17 protein-coding genes are annotated in these 20,225 nt (G+C 43.0%); 8 read left to right on the forward strand and 9 right to left on the reverse strand.

Annotated features, from left to right (window positions below; all coding sequences use genetic code 11):
• Positions 1 to 29: 29 nt before the first annotated feature.
• Both B1L02_RS06190 and B1L02_RS06195 read right to left on the reverse strand, forming a co-directional pair.
• Positions 30 to 2,216 (reverse strand): cation:dicarboxylate symporter family transporter, encoded by a 2,187-nt coding sequence (locus B1L02_RS06190; protein ID WP_088530322.1) that lies wholly within the window; start codon positions 2,214 to 2,216, stop codon positions 30 to 32.
• Between the two features lie 94 nt (positions 2,217 to 2,310).
• The gene (locus B1L02_RS06195; protein WP_088530323.1) at positions 2,311 to 2,799 is read right to left on the reverse strand and encodes a malate synthase; all 489 of its coding nucleotides are present in this window, start codon (positions 2,797 to 2,799) and stop codon (positions 2,311 to 2,313) included.
• Positions 2,800 to 2,945: 146 nt separating this feature from the next.
• On the opposite strand from B1L02_RS06195, the gene B1L02_RS06200 reads away from it, so the two are divergent.
• Entirely contained in the window at positions 2,946 to 4,442 is a 1,497-nt protein-coding gene (locus tag B1L02_RS06200) for a DUF3612 domain-containing protein (protein ID WP_088530324.1), read from the forward strand.
• A 156-nt stretch (positions 4,443 to 4,598) separates the two neighbouring features.
• Here B1L02_RS06200 and mnmC read toward each other — a convergent pair whose 3' ends face one another.
• Positions 4,599 to 6,584, reverse strand: a complete 1,986-nt coding sequence (mnmC, locus tag B1L02_RS06205) for a bifunctional tRNA (5-methylaminomethyl-2-thiouridine)(34)-methyltransferase MnmD/FAD-dependent 5-carboxymethylaminomethyl-2-thiouridine(34) oxidoreductase MnmC (RefSeq protein ID WP_088530325.1) — start codon at positions 6,582 to 6,584, stop codon at positions 4,599 to 4,601.
• Positions 6,585 to 6,760: 176 nt separating this feature from the next.
• On the opposite strand from mnmC, the gene fabB reads away from it, so the two are divergent.
• Positions 6,761 to 7,975, forward strand: coding sequence for a beta-ketoacyl-ACP synthase I (gene fabB / locus B1L02_RS06210; RefSeq protein ID WP_010379118.1), 1,215 nt, complete (start codon positions 6,761 to 6,763; stop codon positions 7,973 to 7,975).
• A gap of 81 nt (positions 7,976 to 8,056) precedes the next feature.
• Here fabB and smpB read toward each other — a convergent pair whose 3' ends face one another.
• Positions 8,057 to 8,539 carry an SsrA-binding protein SmpB gene (gene smpB / locus B1L02_RS06215; protein ID WP_010379116.1) on the reverse strand — a complete coding sequence of 161 codons (483 nt, stop codon included), beginning with the start codon at positions 8,537 to 8,539 and terminating at the stop codon, positions 8,057 to 8,059.
• Positions 8,540 to 8,680: 141 nt separating this feature from the next.
• Here smpB and B1L02_RS06220 point away from each other — a divergent pair, with 141 nt between their 5' ends.
• Positions 8,681 to 9,115, forward strand: a complete 435-nt coding sequence (locus B1L02_RS06220) for a type II toxin-antitoxin system RatA family toxin (RefSeq protein ID WP_088530326.1) — start codon at positions 8,681 to 8,683, stop codon at positions 9,113 to 9,115.
• The gene (locus B1L02_RS06225) at positions 9,115 to 9,450 is read left to right on the forward strand and encodes an RnfH family protein (RefSeq protein ID WP_088530327.1); all 336 of its coding nucleotides are present in this window, start codon (positions 9,115 to 9,117) and stop codon (positions 9,448 to 9,450) included. Before B1L02_RS06220 ends, B1L02_RS06225 begins: the two co-directional genes overlap by 1 nt.
• A 54-nt stretch (positions 9,451 to 9,504) precedes the next feature.
• Here the strand turns inward: B1L02_RS06225 and B1L02_RS06230 are convergent, their stop codons facing one another.
• On the reverse strand, positions 9,505 to 9,864 hold the full coding sequence (locus B1L02_RS06230; RefSeq protein ID WP_088530328.1) for an outer membrane protein assembly factor BamE: 360 nt from the start codon (positions 9,862 to 9,864) through the stop codon (positions 9,505 to 9,507).
• Between the two features lie 181 nt (positions 9,865 to 10,045).
• Here B1L02_RS06230 and B1L02_RS06235 point away from each other — a divergent pair, with 181 nt between their 5' ends.
• Complete coding sequence (locus tag B1L02_RS06235; protein ID WP_088532244.1) at positions 10,046 to 10,378, forward strand: GIY-YIG nuclease family protein; 333 nt, start codon at positions 10,046 to 10,048, stop codon at positions 10,376 to 10,378.
• Here the strand turns inward: B1L02_RS06235 and B1L02_RS06240 are convergent.
• The 4 genes from B1L02_RS06240 to ilvC all read right to left on the reverse strand — a co-directional run bounded on the left by B1L02_RS06240 (position 10,306) and on the right by ilvC (position 16,279).
• Positions 10,306 to 11,241 carry a M20/M25/M40 family metallo-hydrolase gene (locus tag B1L02_RS06240; protein ID WP_088530329.1) on the reverse strand — a complete coding sequence of 312 codons (936 nt, stop codon included), beginning with the start codon at positions 11,239 to 11,241 and terminating at the stop codon, positions 10,306 to 10,308. The genes B1L02_RS06235 and B1L02_RS06240 overlap by 73 nt on opposite strands.
• 8 nt (positions 11,242 to 11,249) lie before the next feature.
• Entirely contained in the window at positions 11,250 to 12,449 is a 1,200-nt protein-coding gene (locus B1L02_RS06245; RefSeq protein ID WP_088530330.1) for a tetratricopeptide repeat protein, read from the reverse strand.
• Between the two features lie 193 nt (positions 12,450 to 12,642).
• Positions 12,643 to 14,544: a methyl-accepting chemotaxis protein gene (locus B1L02_RS06250; protein ID WP_088530331.1), complete on the reverse strand. Its 1,902-nt coding sequence runs from the start codon at positions 14,542 to 14,544 to the stop codon at positions 12,643 to 12,645.
• Between the two features lie 262 nt (positions 14,545 to 14,806).
• Complete coding sequence (ilvC, locus tag B1L02_RS06255; RefSeq protein WP_088530332.1) at positions 14,807 to 16,279, reverse strand: ketol-acid reductoisomerase; 1,473 nt, start codon at positions 16,277 to 16,279, stop codon at positions 14,807 to 14,809.
• Between the two features lie 105 nt (positions 16,280 to 16,384).
• On the opposite strand from ilvC, the gene ilvY reads away from it, so the two are divergent.
• The 3 genes from ilvY to B1L02_RS06270 all read left to right on the forward strand — a co-directional run bounded on the left by ilvY (position 16,385) and on the right by B1L02_RS06270 (position 20,173).
• The gene (ilvY, locus tag B1L02_RS06260; protein ID WP_088530333.1) at positions 16,385 to 17,278 is read left to right on the forward strand and encodes an HTH-type transcriptional activator IlvY; all 894 of its coding nucleotides are present in this window, start codon (positions 16,385 to 16,387) and stop codon (positions 17,276 to 17,278) included.
• 63 nt (positions 17,279 to 17,341) lie between these two features.
• Positions 17,342 to 18,037 carry a response regulator transcription factor gene (locus B1L02_RS06265; protein WP_088530334.1) on the forward strand — a complete coding sequence of 232 codons (696 nt, stop codon included), beginning with the start codon at positions 17,342 to 17,344 and terminating at the stop codon, positions 18,035 to 18,037.
• A gap of 309 nt (positions 18,038 to 18,346) precedes the next feature.
• Complete coding sequence (locus tag B1L02_RS06270) at positions 18,347 to 20,173, forward strand: Ig-like domain-containing protein (RefSeq protein ID WP_088530335.1); 1,827 nt, start codon at positions 18,347 to 18,349, stop codon at positions 20,171 to 20,173.
• Positions 20,174 to 20,225 lie beyond the last annotated feature (52 nt).

The raw sequence follows: 20,225 nt of genomic DNA on the forward strand, positions 1-20,225 counted from the left end.
TAACGTGTTAACTGACGGCGTTTTTTTAATTAGAACTTCAGTTTATCAATGAGTGTGTTTGGGTCGATTTCCAGTTCATCCATTAACGACCAGCGAGTTTGCTTTTGTACACTACCTTTTCCTAAGATCCAGTAATCATAAGTTTTTTCAATACGGCCATTGGTATGCTGGATAGTCAGCCAAGCATTTACATAACTCAGTAAATCTTGATTGCGCTTGGCGACGGCAAATCCAACAGGGTATTTCAAACTCGCTCCTTCCGGCACCACAACACCAAATTCAGGGTAGAACATGCTCCATGCAAAGCCCGCCTCTGCGCTGATCACTAAGGCGTCATATTTTTCTGGGTGCTTAAAATAGCTTTGTAGATTGTTAATACTGGACACTTTTACCTTAGGGTTTTGCTGCGCTAATTGTTTGAGTAACGGAGCATACTCAACGTGAGCTAAATTCAGCTTATCAAGCGTAAGTAGGGCTGACTTGTCAGCAAACTTCTTTAAATCATGATCTTTGGCCAGAAGCGCCAGTTGCAGCTCCAATACCTTGTCACTAAAGCGCAAGCTTTGTAAGTCGGCAATATTAATTTCAAGGCCGGACATTGCAATATCGAAATATCCTTTGTTGAGATACTCTGCCAGTTGTGGCTTTTTAAAAGGAATAAACTCGATTTTAACCCCGAGATCAGATGCGAGTCTATGTGCGAGGCTGACATCAAAACCAACCAACTGGTCTTTTTGATTAAAGTAACTAAATGGCACATTATCGATAAGATATCCTACACGCAGCAGGTTACGCTTTTTAATCACATCGATATTCGTCAGAGACAGCTCACCACTTTGGTATGCTTTAGGGACATAGCTAAGCACATGAGCTGGGACGGTATCTGAGATCACCATATTAGCTATGGCCTCATCGGCCGATTTAGTTTGTTTACCGAGGTAATTATTTGCTGTAAAACTCAACAGCATAAATGCTGGGAGTAATGCAGATAGTAGCGTTAAATAATAAACCGAGCGCACGCGTTTTAAGTGTAATTGTCTGCGATTGATAAAAATACATAAAAATACAAATGCGAAGATATATACCACAGTGGTTGGTGAAACCACTTTTGCGGTGAGTACTGACATCGATAGATATAACTGATAAGTATCAGCCGGGACACGCAAGGTATCGAGCAAATAGGGAATAGCGATATGCACGTTAGCAAAGTAACTTAGCATCGCCGACAAAGACACATTGGGTATTTGTTCAATGCCGATTTGGTTGCCAGTAAGCCATGCCGCAAAAGAGACAAAAATGAGAGTGGTAAGTTTTCCTAAACTTGGAAACGTGTAAGCAATAGGAACTAACACCTCAGCGATGTGATCAGAGCTTTCATCACTTTGCTTAATCTTGCGTAAATGATCTTTGATCCCCTCGGTGATCACCGGTAATACAATAAACACGTTTCCGGTACTAAATGCAGTGATCCACGCATTGCGCATAACCATGATAAGATCGCGGTACTTAACAGGGGTGAGTGCGGCAACAAGCATAGGGAGTAGTACTAACATCAAATAGACGCCGACACATAAAACGACAACCCAGTACACTTGTAATTCAGACAGTTCTTCTGCGCTCATCGTGCCTGCGGTGCTTGCAGTCATCGCAAAAATGCCGATAGGGAAGATGGCAATGATCTTCTTGGAAATAACCGACAGACCTTGACCGACGACTTCTAACACATCAAGTAAACGGTTTTTCTTTTGATTAGAAATAAGCGCCATACCTAGCGCAATACAAAATATGACTAAGGCCGGTACATTACCTTCCGCCATGGAGGCAAAAGGATTAGATGGAATATAATGTTTAACGAAGTCTACCTCGGGAGCTGCGGCGACCAGTGCTGGTGAGAAAAAGGTACCAGCGTCATGTGCTGGTAATGTCATAATAAAGCACCAGATCACAGCAAGACCTACCACCCAAATGGAGATCATGACTAACGCCGCTTTTGCAAGAATGCTTTTAACTTGTTCGGGATTAAATTTCCCTAAACCCACGATAAGGCTGACGACAATATAAGGGAGAATGGTGATTTGCATCAGGTTTACAAAACCTGTGCCAATAGGTTTTAAAAATGATAACCGTTCACCAAAAACCAAGCCAGCAAAAATGCCAAGTATGAGCGCCCAAAGCATCCAGTTAATGTTTTTTAGAAAATTAAGCAATTTAGTCATGTGCTCAGTCGAAAAAAGAGCGGTATTTTAATTAGCTTAGCTTAAAACGTACTGAATGTTTGAGCGATTTGATTACAAATCATCGAGTGTTTACTCAAAGTTCATAATCATCCCCATTTTTGGCACGATAACAGGCTTTTCCTGCCGGTTGTTGCACTCCGTGATAAAAGCTCATCCACAGTTTTTGTAGCTGAGTTTTTGTCTTTTTACCGACTACAGACGCCAGTGGTGTTTCTACGATAATATCTTCGATATGGGCGCTATCAAATTGACCGAGTAGTCCTGTGCGATTGAAGGTGATTTCAATATGCAAGCCATCTTCTTGCTTTAACAAAATAGCCTCTGGTGTTTCACGGTGACCGCAAAGCGCGACGAACTGACTACAATTTTTTAAGCCACAGTGAGTGCCGTTGGCAAAAAACGCAAGAAGGTGATTGTAGTAAACCACATAGTCTGTCACCTCCATGTGTGAACCAAATTCTAAAGGACATTGTTCATCAAGATACTGCTTTGCAAGCATCGATTGTCGTGCTTTGGTATCGTCAACTAGTTGCTCTGTATGCGGTTGTAATTGCGCTGCCATGATCCACCTCACTTGTTCATGTTGTCATCAATTGGGAAATATGTTCTGGTTGTTTTGTGTACATTTTGAGTGTAAGTTAAATATTTAAATAATTTCACAAAAAGAATTTCACAGTGTGAATTTCACAAAAATGGAGATGTGAAATCATGGCAAAAGTTGCAAGCTTAATTAGAAAGTCTCACTTTTTGGGCACTAAAATAAGAAATCTAAGAAAGCGTAACCATCTGACTTTAGAAGACTTATCGGCTAGATGTGTTAAGGAAGATCCTGCCAGCGCACCTTCTGTTTCCTACCTATCAATGATTGAAAGAGGGCAGCGCACGCCAAGTGAAGCGATGCTCGAAAACTTCTCTACTGTATTTCAAAAACCGATTGAGTGGTTTTTAGACAGTCAACCAGAAGCACCGGAGATAGCGCCAGACAAAGGCAATTTCGGTGGGATAGTGGGAATGGCTTTAGAGCCCAACTTCCTCTTTGCCAAAGAGATATTACAAATTGCGATCCCAGAAATGCTGTCCCAAGCGGGGATCAGTGGTAGGCAGTTTGCGCATCTTTTGATCCGCGCCCACCAAGAGCACCATCAAAACCACTTTCCTGATTTAGAGCGAGCAGCCGATGAAGTGGGAGGTAAAAATCTCTATCTCAGCTGTGATGACCTCATGGCAATTTTGATAGCAAAAGGTCGCAAAGTGGAGTGGTTTGAGCAATCTTCGCCTGACGGAGAGGGAATGATCACTTCTTATTTCAAAGAGCCAAACATGGTGTTTATAAATCGCGCGTTGCACGCTCATCCCGCGAGAATGAAATACGATTTAGCTGTTCATATTGGCCATGCCGTGCTTCACAATAGTGAAGGTTTAGAATGTGTACTCACTACTGGAGAAAGTCGTAAAAGTAACGATAATCCCGATCATGATACTCCAAATGCCCAAGATATTTTGAGCGCGTGGCAGGATTTTGAATCGAGCTTCTTCGCAGGGGCATTATTGTGTCCCCGTACACCATTTCGGCAGTTACTCGAAAGCCGAGGTTACGATGTGCGCGTCCATGAGCAACTTGGTATTTCGGCATCTGTTGCAATGCGCAGAATGACATCGGTTTCACCTTATCCACATTGGCATTATTTTGATGCGTATCAAGCGGGTAAACTCAAGGCGGTTTATCGGGGCAATGGCATTCCTTTACCATGGGGTAATATGCGTAGCGTTGCCGATCCGTGTCAGCACTGGGCCGTATTTCGTAAATTTCATGATGATAGCAATAGTGCTAGTGCGCAGCTTTCGATCCTGAACGTCAATGGCAAACCGCGTTTGTATTGCTGTGAATCAGTAAAAATCGTTGATGTAGCGAATCGTCCAAGGGTGCTTTGCGCGGGTCTTGATCTCAACCCTGCTATTAATGCACAAGGGATTGATGCCGACGCCTTGATTGGTGAGTTACAGCAAGCTTGTATTAGCCATGGTGGGGCGAGCGTGGTGCCCTATCATATGAAAACCCAATTACTCCGTGTTGCCAAGATTTTAAATATCCAGTGGATTGAACGAGGGCTTGAGGGCTCAGTTCGGGTGATTTGTACTCGAGGAAAAAGCTGCCCAAGAAAGCCTGGCTGTTACGTGCTTTCTTCAACTAGCAACCTTGAGTAGTCGTCATATTCTCATGATATTAAAAGGTATTGACTACAACGAATCTCAATATTAATACGGCTATTGGGGAGTCGTAGATAGACAGGTATTTACTGTGTAGTTGGAGTATATAACTTAGGGCATAATATCAAGGTGATGTTATGCCCTAGCACTTTATTAGATTTTACTTCTAATTAAATCTCTGACGAGCAATCTTGCTGGGTGGATTGCCTGATGCACGCGCTCGCTTAACGGTCTCGCTTCGCCAAGTAGAGTTGCAACTAAGTGCTCAGTAGTAAGTGGAGCACTGCACAGTCCTCGTGCCCCAAAACCGGTAACAATATGAATTCCTTGATAGGGTAGTGCTGGTGTCCCAAAACCGTAGTGTTTTCCCTTTCTTAAATTAGCAAACGCCGAGCAAAACTCATCGTTATGCTGGACTTGACCAAGCATAGGCAAATGATCGTTAAAACAGCAACGTACAGCGGCTTTTGCAGAGGTGATTTCGCCAAGACTGGCGGCTAAACCCGTGTCTTTATAAAAGCGTTCAAGCTGGGCGCGGTTAACCGCATCGTCTTCGGCTTTTAGATCCCGGCTTTTGCTATTTTTTTCAAATGTCGCGCCCATACAATGTTGCCCATTCATTGCGGGAGTAAAGTACCCTTTATGGCAAAGTACGGTATTGAGTCTTTGTGATTCTTCTCCAGCATCAACATGAGAGACCTGACCGCGGACGCCGTGTAAAGGAACATGTTTGGTTTGCTCGAACCGGTCTGAGTGCTCACCGCCACAGACAAAGACATCTGAAAACGGCCCAAACGTATTATCTTCACTGTGTAACAGCCAGCCGCTCTCAGTTTTTTCAAGCTTTTGTATATCAGTATTAAAATGAGTCGAAACCGCTGTTAATGCGTGAGCTGCATCAAACACCGCTTGCGTTACCTCTGCCGGGTTTAGCCAGCCAGCCTCTGGAATATAAAGTCCACCGTAGGGCAGCGTGGTATTTGCGATAGCTGAAGCCTGCTTAGCGTCGACGGCATGAATTAAGTCATGCGGCCAAGTTGCTTTTTCAGCTAAGTTTTGATGCTGCGATCGTTTCGCTTCACTGACGGACTGCAAGAGTACGCCACACCAATCATGTGCAAACCGATAGCCTGTATTTGCAATATGCTGGTAAAGACGTTTTGCATATAAAAAGCCATGGGCGTATAGCTCGCTCGACGGCGAGTGATCTGCTTGTAGGTTTGGATATAGCGCGCCTTGACGGTTGTGAGAAGCGCCTTTGGCTAACGCGTCGTCTTGGCAAAAAAGTGTTGCGCCGAGATTACGTTTACTAAGGTGATACAACAAACAACTTGAGGCAATACCGCCGCCAATAATAGCGATACTCTCTAGCTTACGCGGTGTGGTGCTGTAATACGCTGGAGTATTGGCGTTTTTATTGGCACGACTCAGCGCTCCGACCACCATTTCGCGTTTGCGACCAAACCCTTTGACTTTTTTGCACGCAAAGCCGGCGTTTTGTAGTCCCCTGCGGACAAAACCCGCTGCGGTAAATGTTGCCAAAGTAGCGCTATCTCGGCTCATATTTGCCATCGCATCAAATAGGCTTTGTTGCCACATATCTGGGTTTTTACTCGGTGCAAAGCCATCTAAAAACCATGCGTCGACAAATCCGGCTTGTTCAAAACTTAGCTGTGGTAAATTATCGTGAATATCACCAAACCATAAATCTAAGGTCACTTGACCATTTTCAAACTCTAGGCGATGGCAACCCTCGAGTGCCATTGGGTATTGTTGGCAAAGTTTTTCGGCGAGCGGGGCAAGCGTAGGCCAAGCTTGTAGCGCTTTAACTAAATCACCGATATGGATGGGGAACTTCTCAAATGAGACAAAGTGGAGTTGGTTAACGTTTGCGTCTTTGCTACGCTGGTTGAAGTGATACCAAGCGTTGAGAAAGTTTAATCCAGTACCAAAACCAGTTTCTGCGATGACAAATCGGTCTTTGCCATGATTTTGTAATCGCTCGTCGATATGGTTTTGAGTATAAAAGACGTAATGTGACTCAGCTAAACCATCATCGTTGGAAAAATAGACATCGTCAAAACTATCGGCAACAGGGGTGCCTGCATCGTTGAAGTGTATTTGAGCGTTTTTTATCATGAAAGACTCTATGTTCGACTATTTGGGAACTATTTTACTGTCTTTCGACTCAATAGTCTGGTTGCATTTTTAGTTATTTAGGTTCAGAGTACATGTGTACGCTGGAAAGCTGACCACTTGGCGCTAAAATTCAGCGTATACTACGCATAATTTGTAATATCGAAGGGAATAAACCCATGAGAAGAGCCGTTATTACGGGGATCGGTGTTGTTTCGAGCATCGGCAACAACAAGCAAGAAGTTTTAGAGTCATTAAAAGCAGGTAAGAGCGGTATTGCTTTTAACCAAGAGTTTGCAGACTACAACCTACGTAGCCAAGTGTCTGGTAAAATAGATATCGACGTAAAATCTCTAGTTGACCGTAAGGCACATCGCTTTATGGGGGACGCGGCAGCGTTTTCTTATATCTCGATGGCGCAAGCAATTGAAGATTCAGGGCTATCTGAAGAGCAAGTATCAAACGAACGCACAGGCCTTATTGTGGGGTCTGGTGGTGGTTCGTCTAAGTACCAGGTTGAAGCCGCTGATATTCTGCGCGAAAAAGGCGTTAAGCGTGTTGGGCCTTATATGGTTCCGCGTACCATGGCAAGCACGACTTCTGCGTGTTTGGCGACGCCATTTAAAATTAAAGGTGTGAACTACTCAATCAGCTCTGCATGTGCAACATCTGCACACTGTATTGGTAATGCAGTTGAACAAATTCAACTAGGTAAACAAGATGTGATCTTTGCTGGTGGTGGTGAAGAGTTACACTGGACGCTCGCGATGGAATTCGATGCCATGGGGGCATTGTCTACTAAGTACAATGAAACACCTGAGCGCGCATCGCGTACTTATGATGCAAATCGTGACGGTTTCGTGATCTCTGGTGGCGGCGGTATTGTGGTAGTTGAAGAGCTAGAACATGCACTTGCTCGCGGTGCACACATTTATGCTGAAATTGTTGGTTATGGTGCAACATCAGATGGTTACGACATGGTAGCACCATCCGGAGAAGGCGCGGTGCGTTGTATGAAGCAAGCGATGCAAGGTCTTGACGCACCGATTGACTACCTAAACACGCACGGTACTTCAACACCAGTTGGCGACGTGAAAGAGTTAGGTGCAATTCAAGAATTATTTGGTGATAATTCTCCGGCTATCAGTGCAACTAAAGCGATGACAGGTCACGCACTCGGTGCAGCTGGCGTGCATGAAGCGATTTACTCTTTGCTTATGCTAGACAATGACTTTATCGCACCATCAATTAACATTGATGAATTAGACGAGCAAGCGCAAGGTTTAGACATAGTAACTGAGCGCCGTGATGGACCACTGAATACCGTAATGTCAAACAGCTTTGGCTTTGGCGGTACTAACGCAACACTTGTGATGCAAAAGTACAAAGGTTAAGTTTTTTAGCTTAACTTTATACCAAACACAAAAAAGCAGGCTTAGCCTGCTTTTTTCGTTCTGTTCGTATATTAAAATAAATTAACGTACATTGTGTTTCATCAAACGTTCTTTATCACGTGACCAATCACGGTCTTTAATATCTGCACGCTTATCGTGTTGCTTTTTACCCTTCGCAAGATAGAACTCGAGTTTTACCCAGCACTTTTTCCAGTACATTGCTGTGGCAATCAGAGAGTAACCATCACGCTCGGTTGCACCGATAAGACGTGAGATTTCACGTTTGTTTAGTAACAGTTTACGATAACGAAGCGGATCGCATATCACATGTGTAGAAGCACTATTCAACGGTTGGATTTGACTGGCCAACAAATAGGCTTCGCCGTTTTTGATATGGATGTAAGTATCTGAGATATTGACTTTACCGGCGCGGATACTTTTTACTTCCCAGCCCTGTAATTCGATACCTGCTTCGAACTTTTCATGTAGTGAATACTCATGACGCGCTTTTTTATTTAGCGCTATGGTATTGCTATTTGATTTACTTGAATTTTTCTTTGCCATAATGGCTTAGTCTACCTATAAATCCTGTTTTAAGACAGCGCTTTTTCATTAATGTGACGTATTTTTACTTAGTCAGTGGCTGCAAACAAGATAAATCTGCAAAACCTTGGTAAAATCCTCGTATTAAGATTTGGAGTGTCTATGCCGCAGATAGAAAAAAGTGCTTTGGTGATGTATAGCACCAAAGAAATGTTTGAATTGGTTAACGATGTTGACGCTTATCCTGCGTTTTTACCGCATTGTTCAGATGCAAAGGTGATCAGCAGCGATGATGATGGGATGACCGCGAGTCTAGAAATTTCAAAAGCCGGCCTAAAAAAGTGGTTTACCACGAAAAACGAATTTGACGGCAATCGAGTAAAGATGTGTTTAGTAGATGGACCATTTAAGTCTTTAAACGGTTACTGGGAGTTTACCGCACTGGATGAGCAGGCTTGCAAAGTGAGTTTGAAATTAGAATTTGAATTTGCGAGTAAGTTGATTGAGATGGCGTTTGGTAAGTTATTCAATGAAGTTGCCAAGAATATGGTGTCTGCGTTTACCCAACGAGCCAAAATTGTTTATGGAGCGCGATGATGATCAAGGTTGAAGTGGTATTTGCGTTGCCAGACAGCGCGACGTCGTTGTCGGTCGATGTGCCTGAGGGGACGTCTGCTGAGCAAGCGGTCTTGCAGTCAGGGATATTAGATAAATGTCCAGAGATAGATGCGAATGACTTGACGCTCGGGATCTGGAACCGCACGGTAAAATTACATCAAGTAGTAAGTGACGGTGATAGAATTGAAATCTATCGTCCATTAATTGCTGACCCGAAAGAAGCGCGCAGACGCCGTGCCGAAAAAGCAAAAGAAGAAGGCCGTGCAAGCAAGGTTACCGGTGGGCGACCTGTCTCTTTAGGAGATAAAGACTAAAAAAGGGGAAATACCTTCCCCTTTGACTACGAAATAATGTGTGCCCTTAAACCATTAAGAGTCTAAAGGGGTGTTGAATTCTTCTGGCTCTTCGAAGTCGCCGCTTACGCGAACTAATTTGTCATTCTCGAAATAAACGGTAAATGACTTTCGGACCTCTGATTCTCTATCAATATTGAATACGTATTGGTAATGCCAGACATTGTTGTTAAAAGTGTCTTTAGCAAGCGGTGTACCAAGTACGTATAGCACCTGCTCTCTGGTCATTTGGACGCGAAGTTTATCTACATCTGACTGCTCTAAGAAATTACCTTGTGGCACGTTGATGCGATAAATCCAGCTTGAACAGCCAGACATAAACACCGTCATAACTACAGCACTGAGCCAAACAGAAAGGGTTTTATTAGACAGCATGAAATTGTGTATCCTTATTATCAGTTGTTTGCATGATACCGATTGCACAGAGAAGGTAAAGTCTCTTAGCGGAATTGGACTGCACTAAGTGTAAAAAGTTCGTACATAAGTTGCAATAGTTGTCATGTGCAACGCAAATCATTGATAAGGTCTTGAGGAGAACCACTAAGTGCTAGGAAAAGTGTTACTTAGCGAGCCCAATACAAGGGGTTGCCACGCTACTTGGAGCCTATACATCCTAGAAACCCGTTTGGGTCATTGGTACACAGGAATAACAACTAATGTAGAACGGCGAGTGAAACAGCATCAGGCTGGGAAGGGGGCAAAAAATTTAAAAGGCAAAGGGCCCTTGACGTTGAAATATCAATGTCGGGTCGGCACTAAGTCTCAGGCTGCAAAACTCGAGTGGCATGTTAAGCAGCTTACAAAAGCACAAAAAATTCAGCTAGTAGAGTCCAATGGCGAACGAGTTAATGACAAAATAAAGTCATTGATGAGGTTTACGCCTGCCTGATACTTATTTAAATCCATATTATCTAGCGTATCTCTCGTGGTGTGATGATGTTTATCTTCACCCATACCAAAATAAATATAGGGGATCCCTTGGCGATAAAATGCGTAGTGATCGCTCGCTTTATGCCAATCAACTCTTGGATTATTTGTATAACGCTCAATTTGTCGTTGTGACGATACTATGGTCAACTTTATTGGAGATTGCGCCTTGCTCTGGAGCTTAGTTTTATATTCCTTGAAGCCAGGTGAAAACAAGGCAAATAAACGGTTGTTATTATTTATCCCTAACATATCAAGGTTGATATTGAGTTCAACTTCTCGATTAAGGTGTTTGGCATAATATTTTGCACCATGTAAGCCGCGCTCTTCGGCATCGGTCGCGACAAACAATATATCACGAGAGCGATTTGTTTTACTGAGTTGCCTTGCAATGTGCAACATCGCAGCAGTGCCAGATGCATTATCATTGGCGCCTGGGTAATGTCTCTGTCCTGAGGTTCCTAAATGGTCGTAATGCGCACTGATCACAATGGCCTTGTCACATCGAGGTTGCGTGCAAGGTAAAGTCGCAGTGATGTTGTGACCTGCGTCTTTACTAAAAATACCAGCTCTAAAGGTAAAGTGCTGATAGCTCGGATTTCCACCTATTTGCTTAAAAGCATCGAAAATATATTGTGCACTGATATTAGGTGACCGAGCACCACTTTTACGGCCTTGGTGACTAGTACTCGTGAGTGTTTGTAAATCTTGCACCAATATATTATCGACATTAGCAATAGTTGGATATTGCGCCTGAGCCGCTGCATTTATGGTACATATTGCGGTCAGCATCATACCGATTAGCTTGAAAGGGAGCTTCTTCATTCTTTTTATTATCTCTCATCATTATCTGTGTTATTCAACTGGTTGCTTGCAACACCTCTCAATAAGGCTAATTTGCCTTCGTAACGCGCTTTGTCGTGATCGAAGACAGACACTTTGTATGCTTTGTTGAGGTAATACTCGGCTTTTTCTCTATTCCCTTCTTCAAAAGCGACTTTTGCTAATCCAAAGTAACTGCCATGAATACTACGGTCGAGTTGATAAGCTTTTTGATAAAAATGCTTAGCGCGACTTAAATTTCCATGCTTAAACGCTTCGTTACCCAACACTAACATGTAATAAGGGTTGCTCTTTCTTAAGTTGTGAATATTGGCCTCAATCATTTTAGCTTCGCGGTCGCGCTCTGTAAGATGATAAAGCTTCGCAAGATTGCCGAGGGCATTACGATTGTCGTGGTTAATGGCCAGTGCTTGGTTGTATGCGCGCTCCGCAAGGTCATACTGCTGAGTAAGGCGATACAAAATCCCAAGATTACCCCATGCGCCATCGTGATAGGGGTCGGTCTCAACCGCCGCTTTGTAGTAACTGTAGGCCATGTCAAGGTCGCCATTAATCATTGCCATGGCACCTTTGTTGTTATAAAACATGGATAAGATAGTGTTTGTATCTATTGCTGATGTGCTAAATTGTTGTGCTCGGCTATTGGGGTCAAAGTCAACGGTAACGGAAGCGGGTTTCACATAAAGCGTTTTTACAGCGTCTTGAGTATTATCCACCTCAAAGATTTTGATGTTTACGTGCCCTGTAAGCAGACTGTAGCCTTGGCTCTCATCCCAGTATTCGGGTATGTGCACACGCTGAAATTGAGTTCTCAAACCCACTTGTCTAGCGATAGCATGCGTTAAAATTGATAGCGACAGACAATTGGCATTCATATTACTGAAAGCTTGGGTTGCAGTGAGATTAGCGCCGGATAAATATGACATTGAATCGTCACCACTATTGACTAAAAACGCCATCAACATTTTTGCTCGTTTAACCCCAATTTCATCGTTGTGAAAATATTGAGCGAGTTTTGCTTTAATTTGATTGTTTAGTTGAAATACCTCTGAGTATGACTCTACGGGCTGAATATCAAATTGATGATCCGAATTGAGAATTGATGTGTCTATTGTCGCTTTGGGAGTACTATTACAGGCACTAAGTAATACACTAAGCATAATAATAGAGAACTGAATTAATATCTTCATACAACCTCCAGATTGGACATTCGGCTGACTTTTAGTTATTGCTTAACTGCTTACCTAAGGCCCTTACTATTATTGAATTTAGACTATAATTGCAAAATTTGCGCGGTGTGATTGTTACACCATGTAACAAAGAGGGGGATAAGGTAAGCCTGCAAGGCTGAGCGTGCAGGCTTACCTTAGGGTTGAAGAGCGCTTAAAAGCTTGCGACTAGATCATCAAGCGTTTTTGCTGATGCAGCGAGACGCTGGATAGCCTGCTCTGTGTCGAGCTGCTCATTCATCACAGCATCGCTTATTTCGCTAATTTGCTCGATATTACGGCCAACGTCCGCCACGACATTACTTTGCTCTTCGGTCGTTGTAGCGATAAGCGCAGTCATGTCATTTATTTGATTTGCGGTTTCCGAGATTTCCAACATTAATTCCACTGACGATTGCATCGTTTTAACACTTTGCTCTGCTTGTTCACTGGATTGTTGAATCTGGTTTACGACAGCGCCAGACACTTGAGTTAACTCAGAGATCGTCGCTTGGATCTCGTCGGTAGATTGTGATGTACGGCTCGCAAGTGCTCTAACTTCATCTGCAACGACGGCAAACCCACGACCGTGCTCACCTGCTCGTGCGGACTCAATCGCGGCATTGAGAGCAAGCAAGTTGGTTTGTTCAGATATGCCTCTGATCACATCAACGATGTTGGCAATTGACTGTGTTTTTTCTGCCAATGTAGCGACTTGACCTGCCATATTTTCGATGTCACCAGCTAGGAGGTGAAGTGTTTCTTGGCTTTCTTGCACGCCTTGACGGCTGCGCTTGGTTGACGCTTTACTTTCTTCTGTCAACTTTGCCGTGTTGGTCGCGCTGCTCGCTATCTCTTGTACTGTTGCACCCATCTCATTGATTGCCGCGGCAACAGACATAGTTTGAGACTTTTGTTCATCCAGTGACTGAGAGTTTAGCTGGCTCTGTTTGAACACAGATTCACTTGTCACACGAATCGAGCGGCTTTCTTCAGCAACCATGTGGATAGCTTCTTCGATCTTAGCTATAAACTGGTTGAAGCCGCCAGCCAAAGCGTGTAGCTCGGGCTGTGCTGAGTCTGGTAAGCGATAATTGAGTTTTGCGTCGCCGCTGCCAAGCTGTTCAAATAAATCAGCCATCTTTTTAAGTGGGGCGCTTAAGTTTTTAGCCAGTAGCATACTAAAAAAGCTCGCCACTAGTGCGATCACTAGCGCAAAACCAATGATTTGCCACTGCAGGGAAGTGATCCCACTATTGACTTCACTGGTTGGCACTTGGGCAATAACAAGTAATTCTGTGTTTGGAATTGGACTCGCCGCAACTAAATTGGTTTCGCCATTCACTTCCAACTCTTCAACAATAAATCCTCGTGCTGAGGTGAAGTCACGGCTTTGCTGACCGTAAAAGTCTTCGATTGAGGACTTTGCTACTTTGCTTGCATCTGGGTGCAATTGCACCGTACCTTGCCTGTTAATGACGAAAACAAAGCCACTTTGCTCGATTTTCATGTTGGCAAGCATCGCTTGCATGTCATCAATACTTTTCGCAAGTCCAGCTAAACCAATGCCGTTTGGCTGTTGATGGTTTACAAACATTTTTACGTCGCCTGGAGCTTCTTGGTAAATACTAATAGAGTATGCTGAGTCACCGGTGGTAAAGTCGAAAAACCAACCATCTTGCTCTCTATTTAGTACCCGTAAAAAGCCGTTTTGATTCCAATATTGGTTGGTTTCACGGTTAGCCCAAGAAGCAGTAACTAAGTCATACTGCGCCGCAATACGCTTAAGTTCGTTGACAAGGAGTTTTTCATCCAAAGTATTTTGCTTAGCACTTTGAGTGATCAATAAGTTGCCTGAAAGCTGTTCGGCTGCATTTTTCAATGTGTCTATCTGCTTACTTAATGATTTATTGATACTTTCTATCTTGCTTGGCAATTCAGATTGCATCATGCGTTCATTAATGAGCGTTTTGGCGCTGTAAAGCGAGGTAAACCCAATTAAACAAGCGACAGCAATTGCAATGAGACTACCCAAAAGGGTAATTCTTTGAGTAATTGTTAAACCTGTGTTTTGCATTCGATCTGTGTGTGTAATCCCGTGGAACCAACTATTCTAGCATAGTAAATAACCAGCTCGGAACAAGTAACAATCAAAATCACAAAAAAATAATTTTGGTTTATGAAATAAAGTTAAAACCAGAATTTAGTGTTAACCGTATTTGTGTTAAATGATAGTTTATGTTGATGAATGGAGATAAAAGGCCACAATCTCAGGGTGGAAAGTGACCTTGGTTACTAACAAGCGAACTTTATTATCGACGCAAATTTATTTCTAATAACTAAATAATCTTTTTCATATCTGACATATAACCACGTAGTGTTTCGCCTACTTTTTCTACAGGATGGTTGCGGATCGCACGGTTCACCGCGATGAGCTTTTGGTTGTCAACATAGTTATCATTGTTTGACAAGCCTCCACCAATTTCACGCTTTGTGATTGACTCCATAAATGGCTTCAATAGTGGTAAACATGCGTGATTGTATAGGTAGCAGCCATATTCGGCGGTATCTGAAATCGTACGATTCATCTCAAACAGCTTTTTGCGTGCGATGGTATTCGCGATTAGCGGCGTTTCGTGCAGTGATTCGTAGTAAGCTGATTCATCAATAATGCCAGCGGCTGTCATGGTTTCAAACGCCAGCTCTACACCGGCTTTAACCATAGCAACCATTAAAATACCTTGGTCGAAGAAAGTCTGCTCTGAAATTTCAGCATCCGTATTAGCTTGCTTTTCAAACGCGGTTTGTGCGGTTTCTGCACGCCATGTAAGCAATTTATTGTCGTTTTCAGCCCAGTCAGCCATCATGCCCTCTGAAAACTCGCCGCTGATGATGTCGTCCATATGCTTGTTGTAAAGCGGGCGCATGATACCTTTTAGTTGCTCGCTCAGTTCAAATGCGCGTAACTTGGCGGGGTTAGACAACCTGTCCATCATATTGGTGATACCACCATGTTTTAGCGCTTCGGTGATGATCTCCCAGCCATATTGTACGAGCTTTGATGCATATCCAGGCTCTATCCCTTCTTCTACCATTTTGTCGAAGCATAGTAGTGAACCGGTTTGCAACATACCACATAGGATGGTTTGCTCACCCATTAGATCTGATTTAACTTCGGCGATAAATGATGACTTTAATACACCAGCTCGATGACCACCAGTTCCTGCCGCGTATGCCTTAGCTTGCTCAAGGCCTTTACCTTCAGGGTCGTTTTCAGGGTGAACTGCAATCAACGTAGGTACACCAAAGCCGCGTTTATATTCTTCACGTACTTCTGTGCCAGGACATTTTGGTGCAACCATGATTACGGTGATGTCTTCACGCACTCGCATGCCTTCTTCTACGATATTAAAGCCGTGAGAATAAGCGAGTGTTGCGCCTTTTTTCATTAACGGCATTACCGCGTTTACAACAGAAGTATGCTGCTTGTCAGGCGTTAAGTTTAGGACCAAGTCCGCTTCCGGAATGAGTTCTTCATAGGTGCCAACAATAAAACCATTTTCAGAGGCATTAAGGAACGATTGACGTTTTTCCTCGATTGCAGATGGACGTAGTGCATAACTGACGTTTAAGCCAGAGTCTCTTAAGTTCAGACCTTGGTTTAAGCCCTGCGCGCCACAACCAACGATGACCAGTTTTTTACCAATCAGAACGTCGACACCTTGTTCGAATTCTTTTGGATCCATGAATTCACATTGAGAAAGCTGAGCTAATTGCTCACGTAAAGATAAAGTATTAAAGTAGTTCGACATGATATTTCCTGATTCTGTAGAAATAGATTGAAGTCAGAGTAGGGCGAACTTTTGATTGCGTAAAATGATATATTTGAACTATAGTGTTTCAAAAGGTGAAATGCTATGAATCATAAACAATTAAAATATTTTTTGGCACTTGCAGATACACTGCATTTTTCTCGGGCGAGCGAACGCTGTTTTGTTAGCCCTCCGACATTAAGTCGTCAAATCAAACAGTTAGAAGAGGAAGTCGGCGCGCCTTTATTCCTACGAGACAACCGAACCGTTGAGCTGACTCAACACGGCAAAGCATTCGTTCATTACGCGCAAGCGACGCTGGCCAGCTGGCGGCAATTTAAGAGCGAATGTGTTGACGATGATAAGCCTTTGACTGGTGAGCTGAGCTTATTTTGTTCAGTGACCGCCACTTACAGTTTTATTTATGATCTATTTTCCAAATTTCGCCATCAATACCCGCAAGTAGAGCTAAACCTTATTACCGGCGATCCTGCACATTCAATAGCAGAAGTTGCTAGTAGTAAGGAAGATATCGCGGTAGCAGTGAAGCCAAAACATCTACCAAGCGGTATAGAATACTTGCCAATCGGCCGTTCAAGATTAGTGTTCATTGGCCCAACGATGGATTGTCCGCTTAAGTCTATTATTGATGAATATAGTCATAGTGAAATGCCGTGGCAGAGGCTATCTTTTATTATGCCAGAGCGAGGTGTGTTAAAAGACCGCATTGATGACTTTTGCAAAAAACACAATTTTGTTCCTAAGGTTTATGCGCATGTTTCGGGTCATGAAGCTATGGTTGCGCTCGCAAGTTTAGGTTTTGGTATTGCGTGTGTCCCCGAGATAGTAATTAGTCAAAGTCCATTTAAAAACCAAGTTCAGCTATTGCAGCTTAGATCGGACGAGATTGAAATTGGACTTGTAACTAAGAATAAACGGTTATATGACCCCGTTGTTAAAGCGCTTTGGGATACGGCAAAAGGATTGTTTACGTTGTAAAGCATCCATTCAGGTTGCGTGACTACACTGTGTTCATCCATGTTGAATGAATGAGGTGCGTCCGTGTCCACTATCTTGGTTGCACAAAGCAATAACACTATATTGACATCACAACAAAAAATGCTTGAAGAGCAAGGCTATACTGTTGAGTTGTTGAGGGAATTAGGTCAATTGAACGGTTTTTCAGGGAAATCCATTAACGGTATCGTGCTTGATCAAGCCATCGCATCCGTACCAACCTGCGATTCAATCAGCCAATTTAGACAAAGATTCAAAGCCCCCGTGATCGTTAGTCTCGACAGCGACGACGAGGATGTCCACAGCCTGTTTTTAGAGCTTGGCGCTGATGAAGTTATTTCCAAAGATGCAAAGCCGAGACTATGGCGAGCTCGACTTGATGCAGTGCTAAGAAGACAAGCTGCAAACTCACAGTTTGATGATGAGCCAGAGCAATTAACCTTTGGCCAGCTCCATATCGACAAAAACACCAGACGTGTGAGTTATGGGCAGGAGCGCATTGACCTCACAACTCATGAGTTTGAGTTGCTATGGTTACTTGCGAGCAATGGCGGCAAAGTAGTGAAACGTGACTTTGTGTACGAGCAGATCCTTGGCAAATACTATCGCCCAGATACTCGGACAATAGACGTTAGAATTTCTCGCTTGCGTAAAAAGCTGCATGATAATCCAAGTCGACCAGAGAAGATCAAAACTATTTGGCGTCAAGGTTATTTGTTTGTTACAGATGTTTGGAACTAGCAATCATTCATTTGATATAACGCAAAGATACGTCGAATTTTTCGAATGCTCAATTCGGAGAAATTTGTGAAACGAGTTCCTGATACAAAAGGATAACGCCATTTTTATGGCGTTATCCTTTTGTTTTATATGGAGTATCTATATTCTTTTTGACGAGTCATTGCGCTGGAGTAGTTAGCTGTTACGTAGCATTCTTAAAAAAATTGTTATTTATACAATGCAAATAATATTGATTGCTATTTAGGTGTGTGTATACTTTACGCCTAGTTATGAAGATATAAACATAATTAGTCTCAAAGGAACAATTCAATGGCACTTAAAAAGTCTCTGTTAACGACTGCTATACTCGCTGCAACTTTAGGTCTCACTGCATGTGGTGGCTCTAGCAGCAGCTCAAATGACAACGATGATAACAACACAACACCACCTCCAGCCACCAATGCCGCACCTACTATTACCGTAGACAGCGCATCAGTATCTGAAGATACGCTTGGTGCTGCGGTTGCAAATATCTCTTTTTCTGACGATAGCGATGAAGTAAGTGCACTGACACTAACCATCTCTGACAATCGTTTTGAAATTGTTGACGGTGCCGTAAAGCTCAAAGCTGCAAACGCACTAAATTTCGAACAGGTTGAAGGCGGTAAAGTATCGGTAACTATCACGGCAACTGACAGTAAAGGCAAAAAAACAGAAGTTGACGCTGAAATCGCTGTTCAACAAATTGCTGAAGAAAACAAAGCGGGTGTAAACCGCTATGCCTTTAATAACACACAAGGTGAATCGTCAGTTTCTTATTCTGGCCAAATCGCACGTCATGCGGCTATGGTTCATATCAAGAGCCTAATGGGTAAGCTTAATAATGAAACTGTGGGTAATGCTGTTGATCAAAAAACGGCTGAAGCGGCAATCGCGGAGATTAAAACCTTCTTAATGCCGACAGATACAGTGGTGTTGGATGAACCTCTAGATTTTGCTGTTGCGGCAAACGCAGCACAAACCACATTAGGACAAATATCAAGCTCACTAAAAAACGTCGCTGGTGAAGGTGGTAAAATTGCAGGGCGCGATACCTCTAATATGCATAAAGCATGGGAAGAGGATGGGGTCATGGCTGGTTGGACTAACTTTGGTACACAGTCAAAAACACCTGAAGGTTTAGCTCTACATTATTTAGACCTGTTACAAGCGCAACTTCAGCAGTTTGAAAATGGCTCAACGATCAAAGCAGAGCATAATGGCACCGCTATCACACTGAACAAGTTATACGTAACACCAGAAGGGCTTGATCTTGCCCAGTTAATGCAAAAACATTTAAACGGTGCAGTGTCGCTTTCTCAAGGTGCGGATGATTATCTAGATGATTTACTTATTGGTGAAAAGTCAGCCGATAACGCGACATTGGCGGATGGCAAAAGCTACACAGAACTTGAGCACAAGTTTGATGAAGGCTATGGCTACTTCGGTGCCGCAATTGATTATCTAGACTATACAGATGATGAACTTTCAGCTAAAGGTGGCCGTGAAGCTTATGCGAGTGGTTATCATGATTTAGACAACGATGGCAAAATCGATCTACTGTCTGAATTTAACTTCGGTAACTCAACCAATGCAGCAAAGCGTGACCGAGGAACTAAATCTAACACTAACCCAACTGACTTCACTGCTGAAGCACAATTGGCGTTTATTGAAGCGCGTAAACTAATTAACGGTAACTTTGGTACTAACGTTGCTCAGTGGTCAGATGAAGATAAAGCACGTTTAGAAACGTTACGTAATCAAGCGTTGCTAGCATGGGAAAAATCGATCGCAGCGACGGTTGTACACTACATCAACGACACAATTTCAGATGATGATGGTGATTTAGACGATATCGCATCAGGCAATTTTGATGCTGATCAATTCTACACAGTTGCAAAGCACTGGTCAGAAATGAAAGGCTTCGCATTAAACTTCCAGTTTAATCCGTTTTCTCCTGTCACAGATGCAGATTTTGTTAAAATCCATGAATTGATGGGTGATAAGCCTGAATTCGCGGCGGATAAAGTGGAAGCTTATAAGACTGCTTTATTGGAAGCGCGAGAAATCATCGCAACTGCATATGATTTTGATGCTGAGAATGTTGCCAACTGGTAATCTAAATTTTCGTTTATAACGTTAAAAGGTTAGCCGTTTATTCTGCTAACCT

Source organism: Pseudoalteromonas piscicida, assembly GCF_002208135.1.
GTDB lineage: Bacteria > Pseudomonadota > Gammaproteobacteria > Enterobacterales > Alteromonadaceae > Pseudoalteromonas > Pseudoalteromonas piscicida_A.

Coding starts and splice junctions, on each gene's coding strand:
- B1L02_RS06190 (WP_088530322.1), bottom strand. CDS start 2,216: ATGACTAAATTGCTTAATTTTCTAAAAAACATTAACTGGATGCTTTGG.
- B1L02_RS06195 (WP_088530323.1), bottom strand. CDS start 2,799: ATGGCAGCGCAATTACAACCGCATACAGAGCAACTAGTTGACGATACC.
- B1L02_RS06200 (WP_088530324.1), top strand. CDS start 2,946: ATGGCAAAAGTTGCAAGCTTAATTAGAAAGTCTCACTTTTTGGGCACT.
- mnmC (WP_088530325.1), bottom strand. CDS start 6,584: ATGATAAAAAACGCTCAAATACACTTCAACGATGCAGGCACCCCTGTT.
- fabB (WP_010379118.1), top strand. CDS start 6,761: ATGAGAAGAGCCGTTATTACGGGGATCGGTGTTGTTTCGAGCATCGGC.
- smpB (WP_010379116.1), bottom strand. CDS start 8,539: ATGGCAAAGAAAAATTCAAGTAAATCAAATAGCAATACCATAGCGCTA.
- B1L02_RS06220 (WP_088530326.1), top strand. CDS start 8,681: ATGCCGCAGATAGAAAAAAGTGCTTTGGTGATGTATAGCACCAAAGAA.
- B1L02_RS06225 (WP_088530327.1), top strand. CDS start 9,115: ATGATCAAGGTTGAAGTGGTATTTGCGTTGCCAGACAGCGCGACGTCG.
- B1L02_RS06230 (WP_088530328.1), bottom strand. CDS start 9,864: ATGCTGTCTAATAAAACCCTTTCTGTTTGGCTCAGTGCTGTAGTTATG.
- B1L02_RS06240 (WP_088530329.1), bottom strand. CDS start 11,241: ATGAAGAAGCTCCCTTTCAAGCTAATCGGTATGATGCTGACCGCAATA.
- B1L02_RS06245 (WP_088530330.1), bottom strand. CDS start 12,449: ATGAAGATATTAATTCAGTTCTCTATTATTATGCTTAGTGTATTACTT.
- B1L02_RS06250 (WP_088530331.1), bottom strand. CDS start 14,544: ATGCAAAACACAGGTTTAACAATTACTCAAAGAATTACCCTTTTGGGT.
- ilvC (WP_088530332.1), bottom strand. CDS start 16,279: ATGTCGAACTACTTTAATACTTTATCTTTACGTGAGCAATTAGCTCAG.
- ilvY (WP_088530333.1), top strand. CDS start 16,385: ATGAATCATAAACAATTAAAATATTTTTTGGCACTTGCAGATACACTG.
- B1L02_RS06270 (WP_088530335.1), top strand. CDS start 18,347: ATGGCACTTAAAAAGTCTCTGTTAACGACTGCTATACTCGCTGCAACT.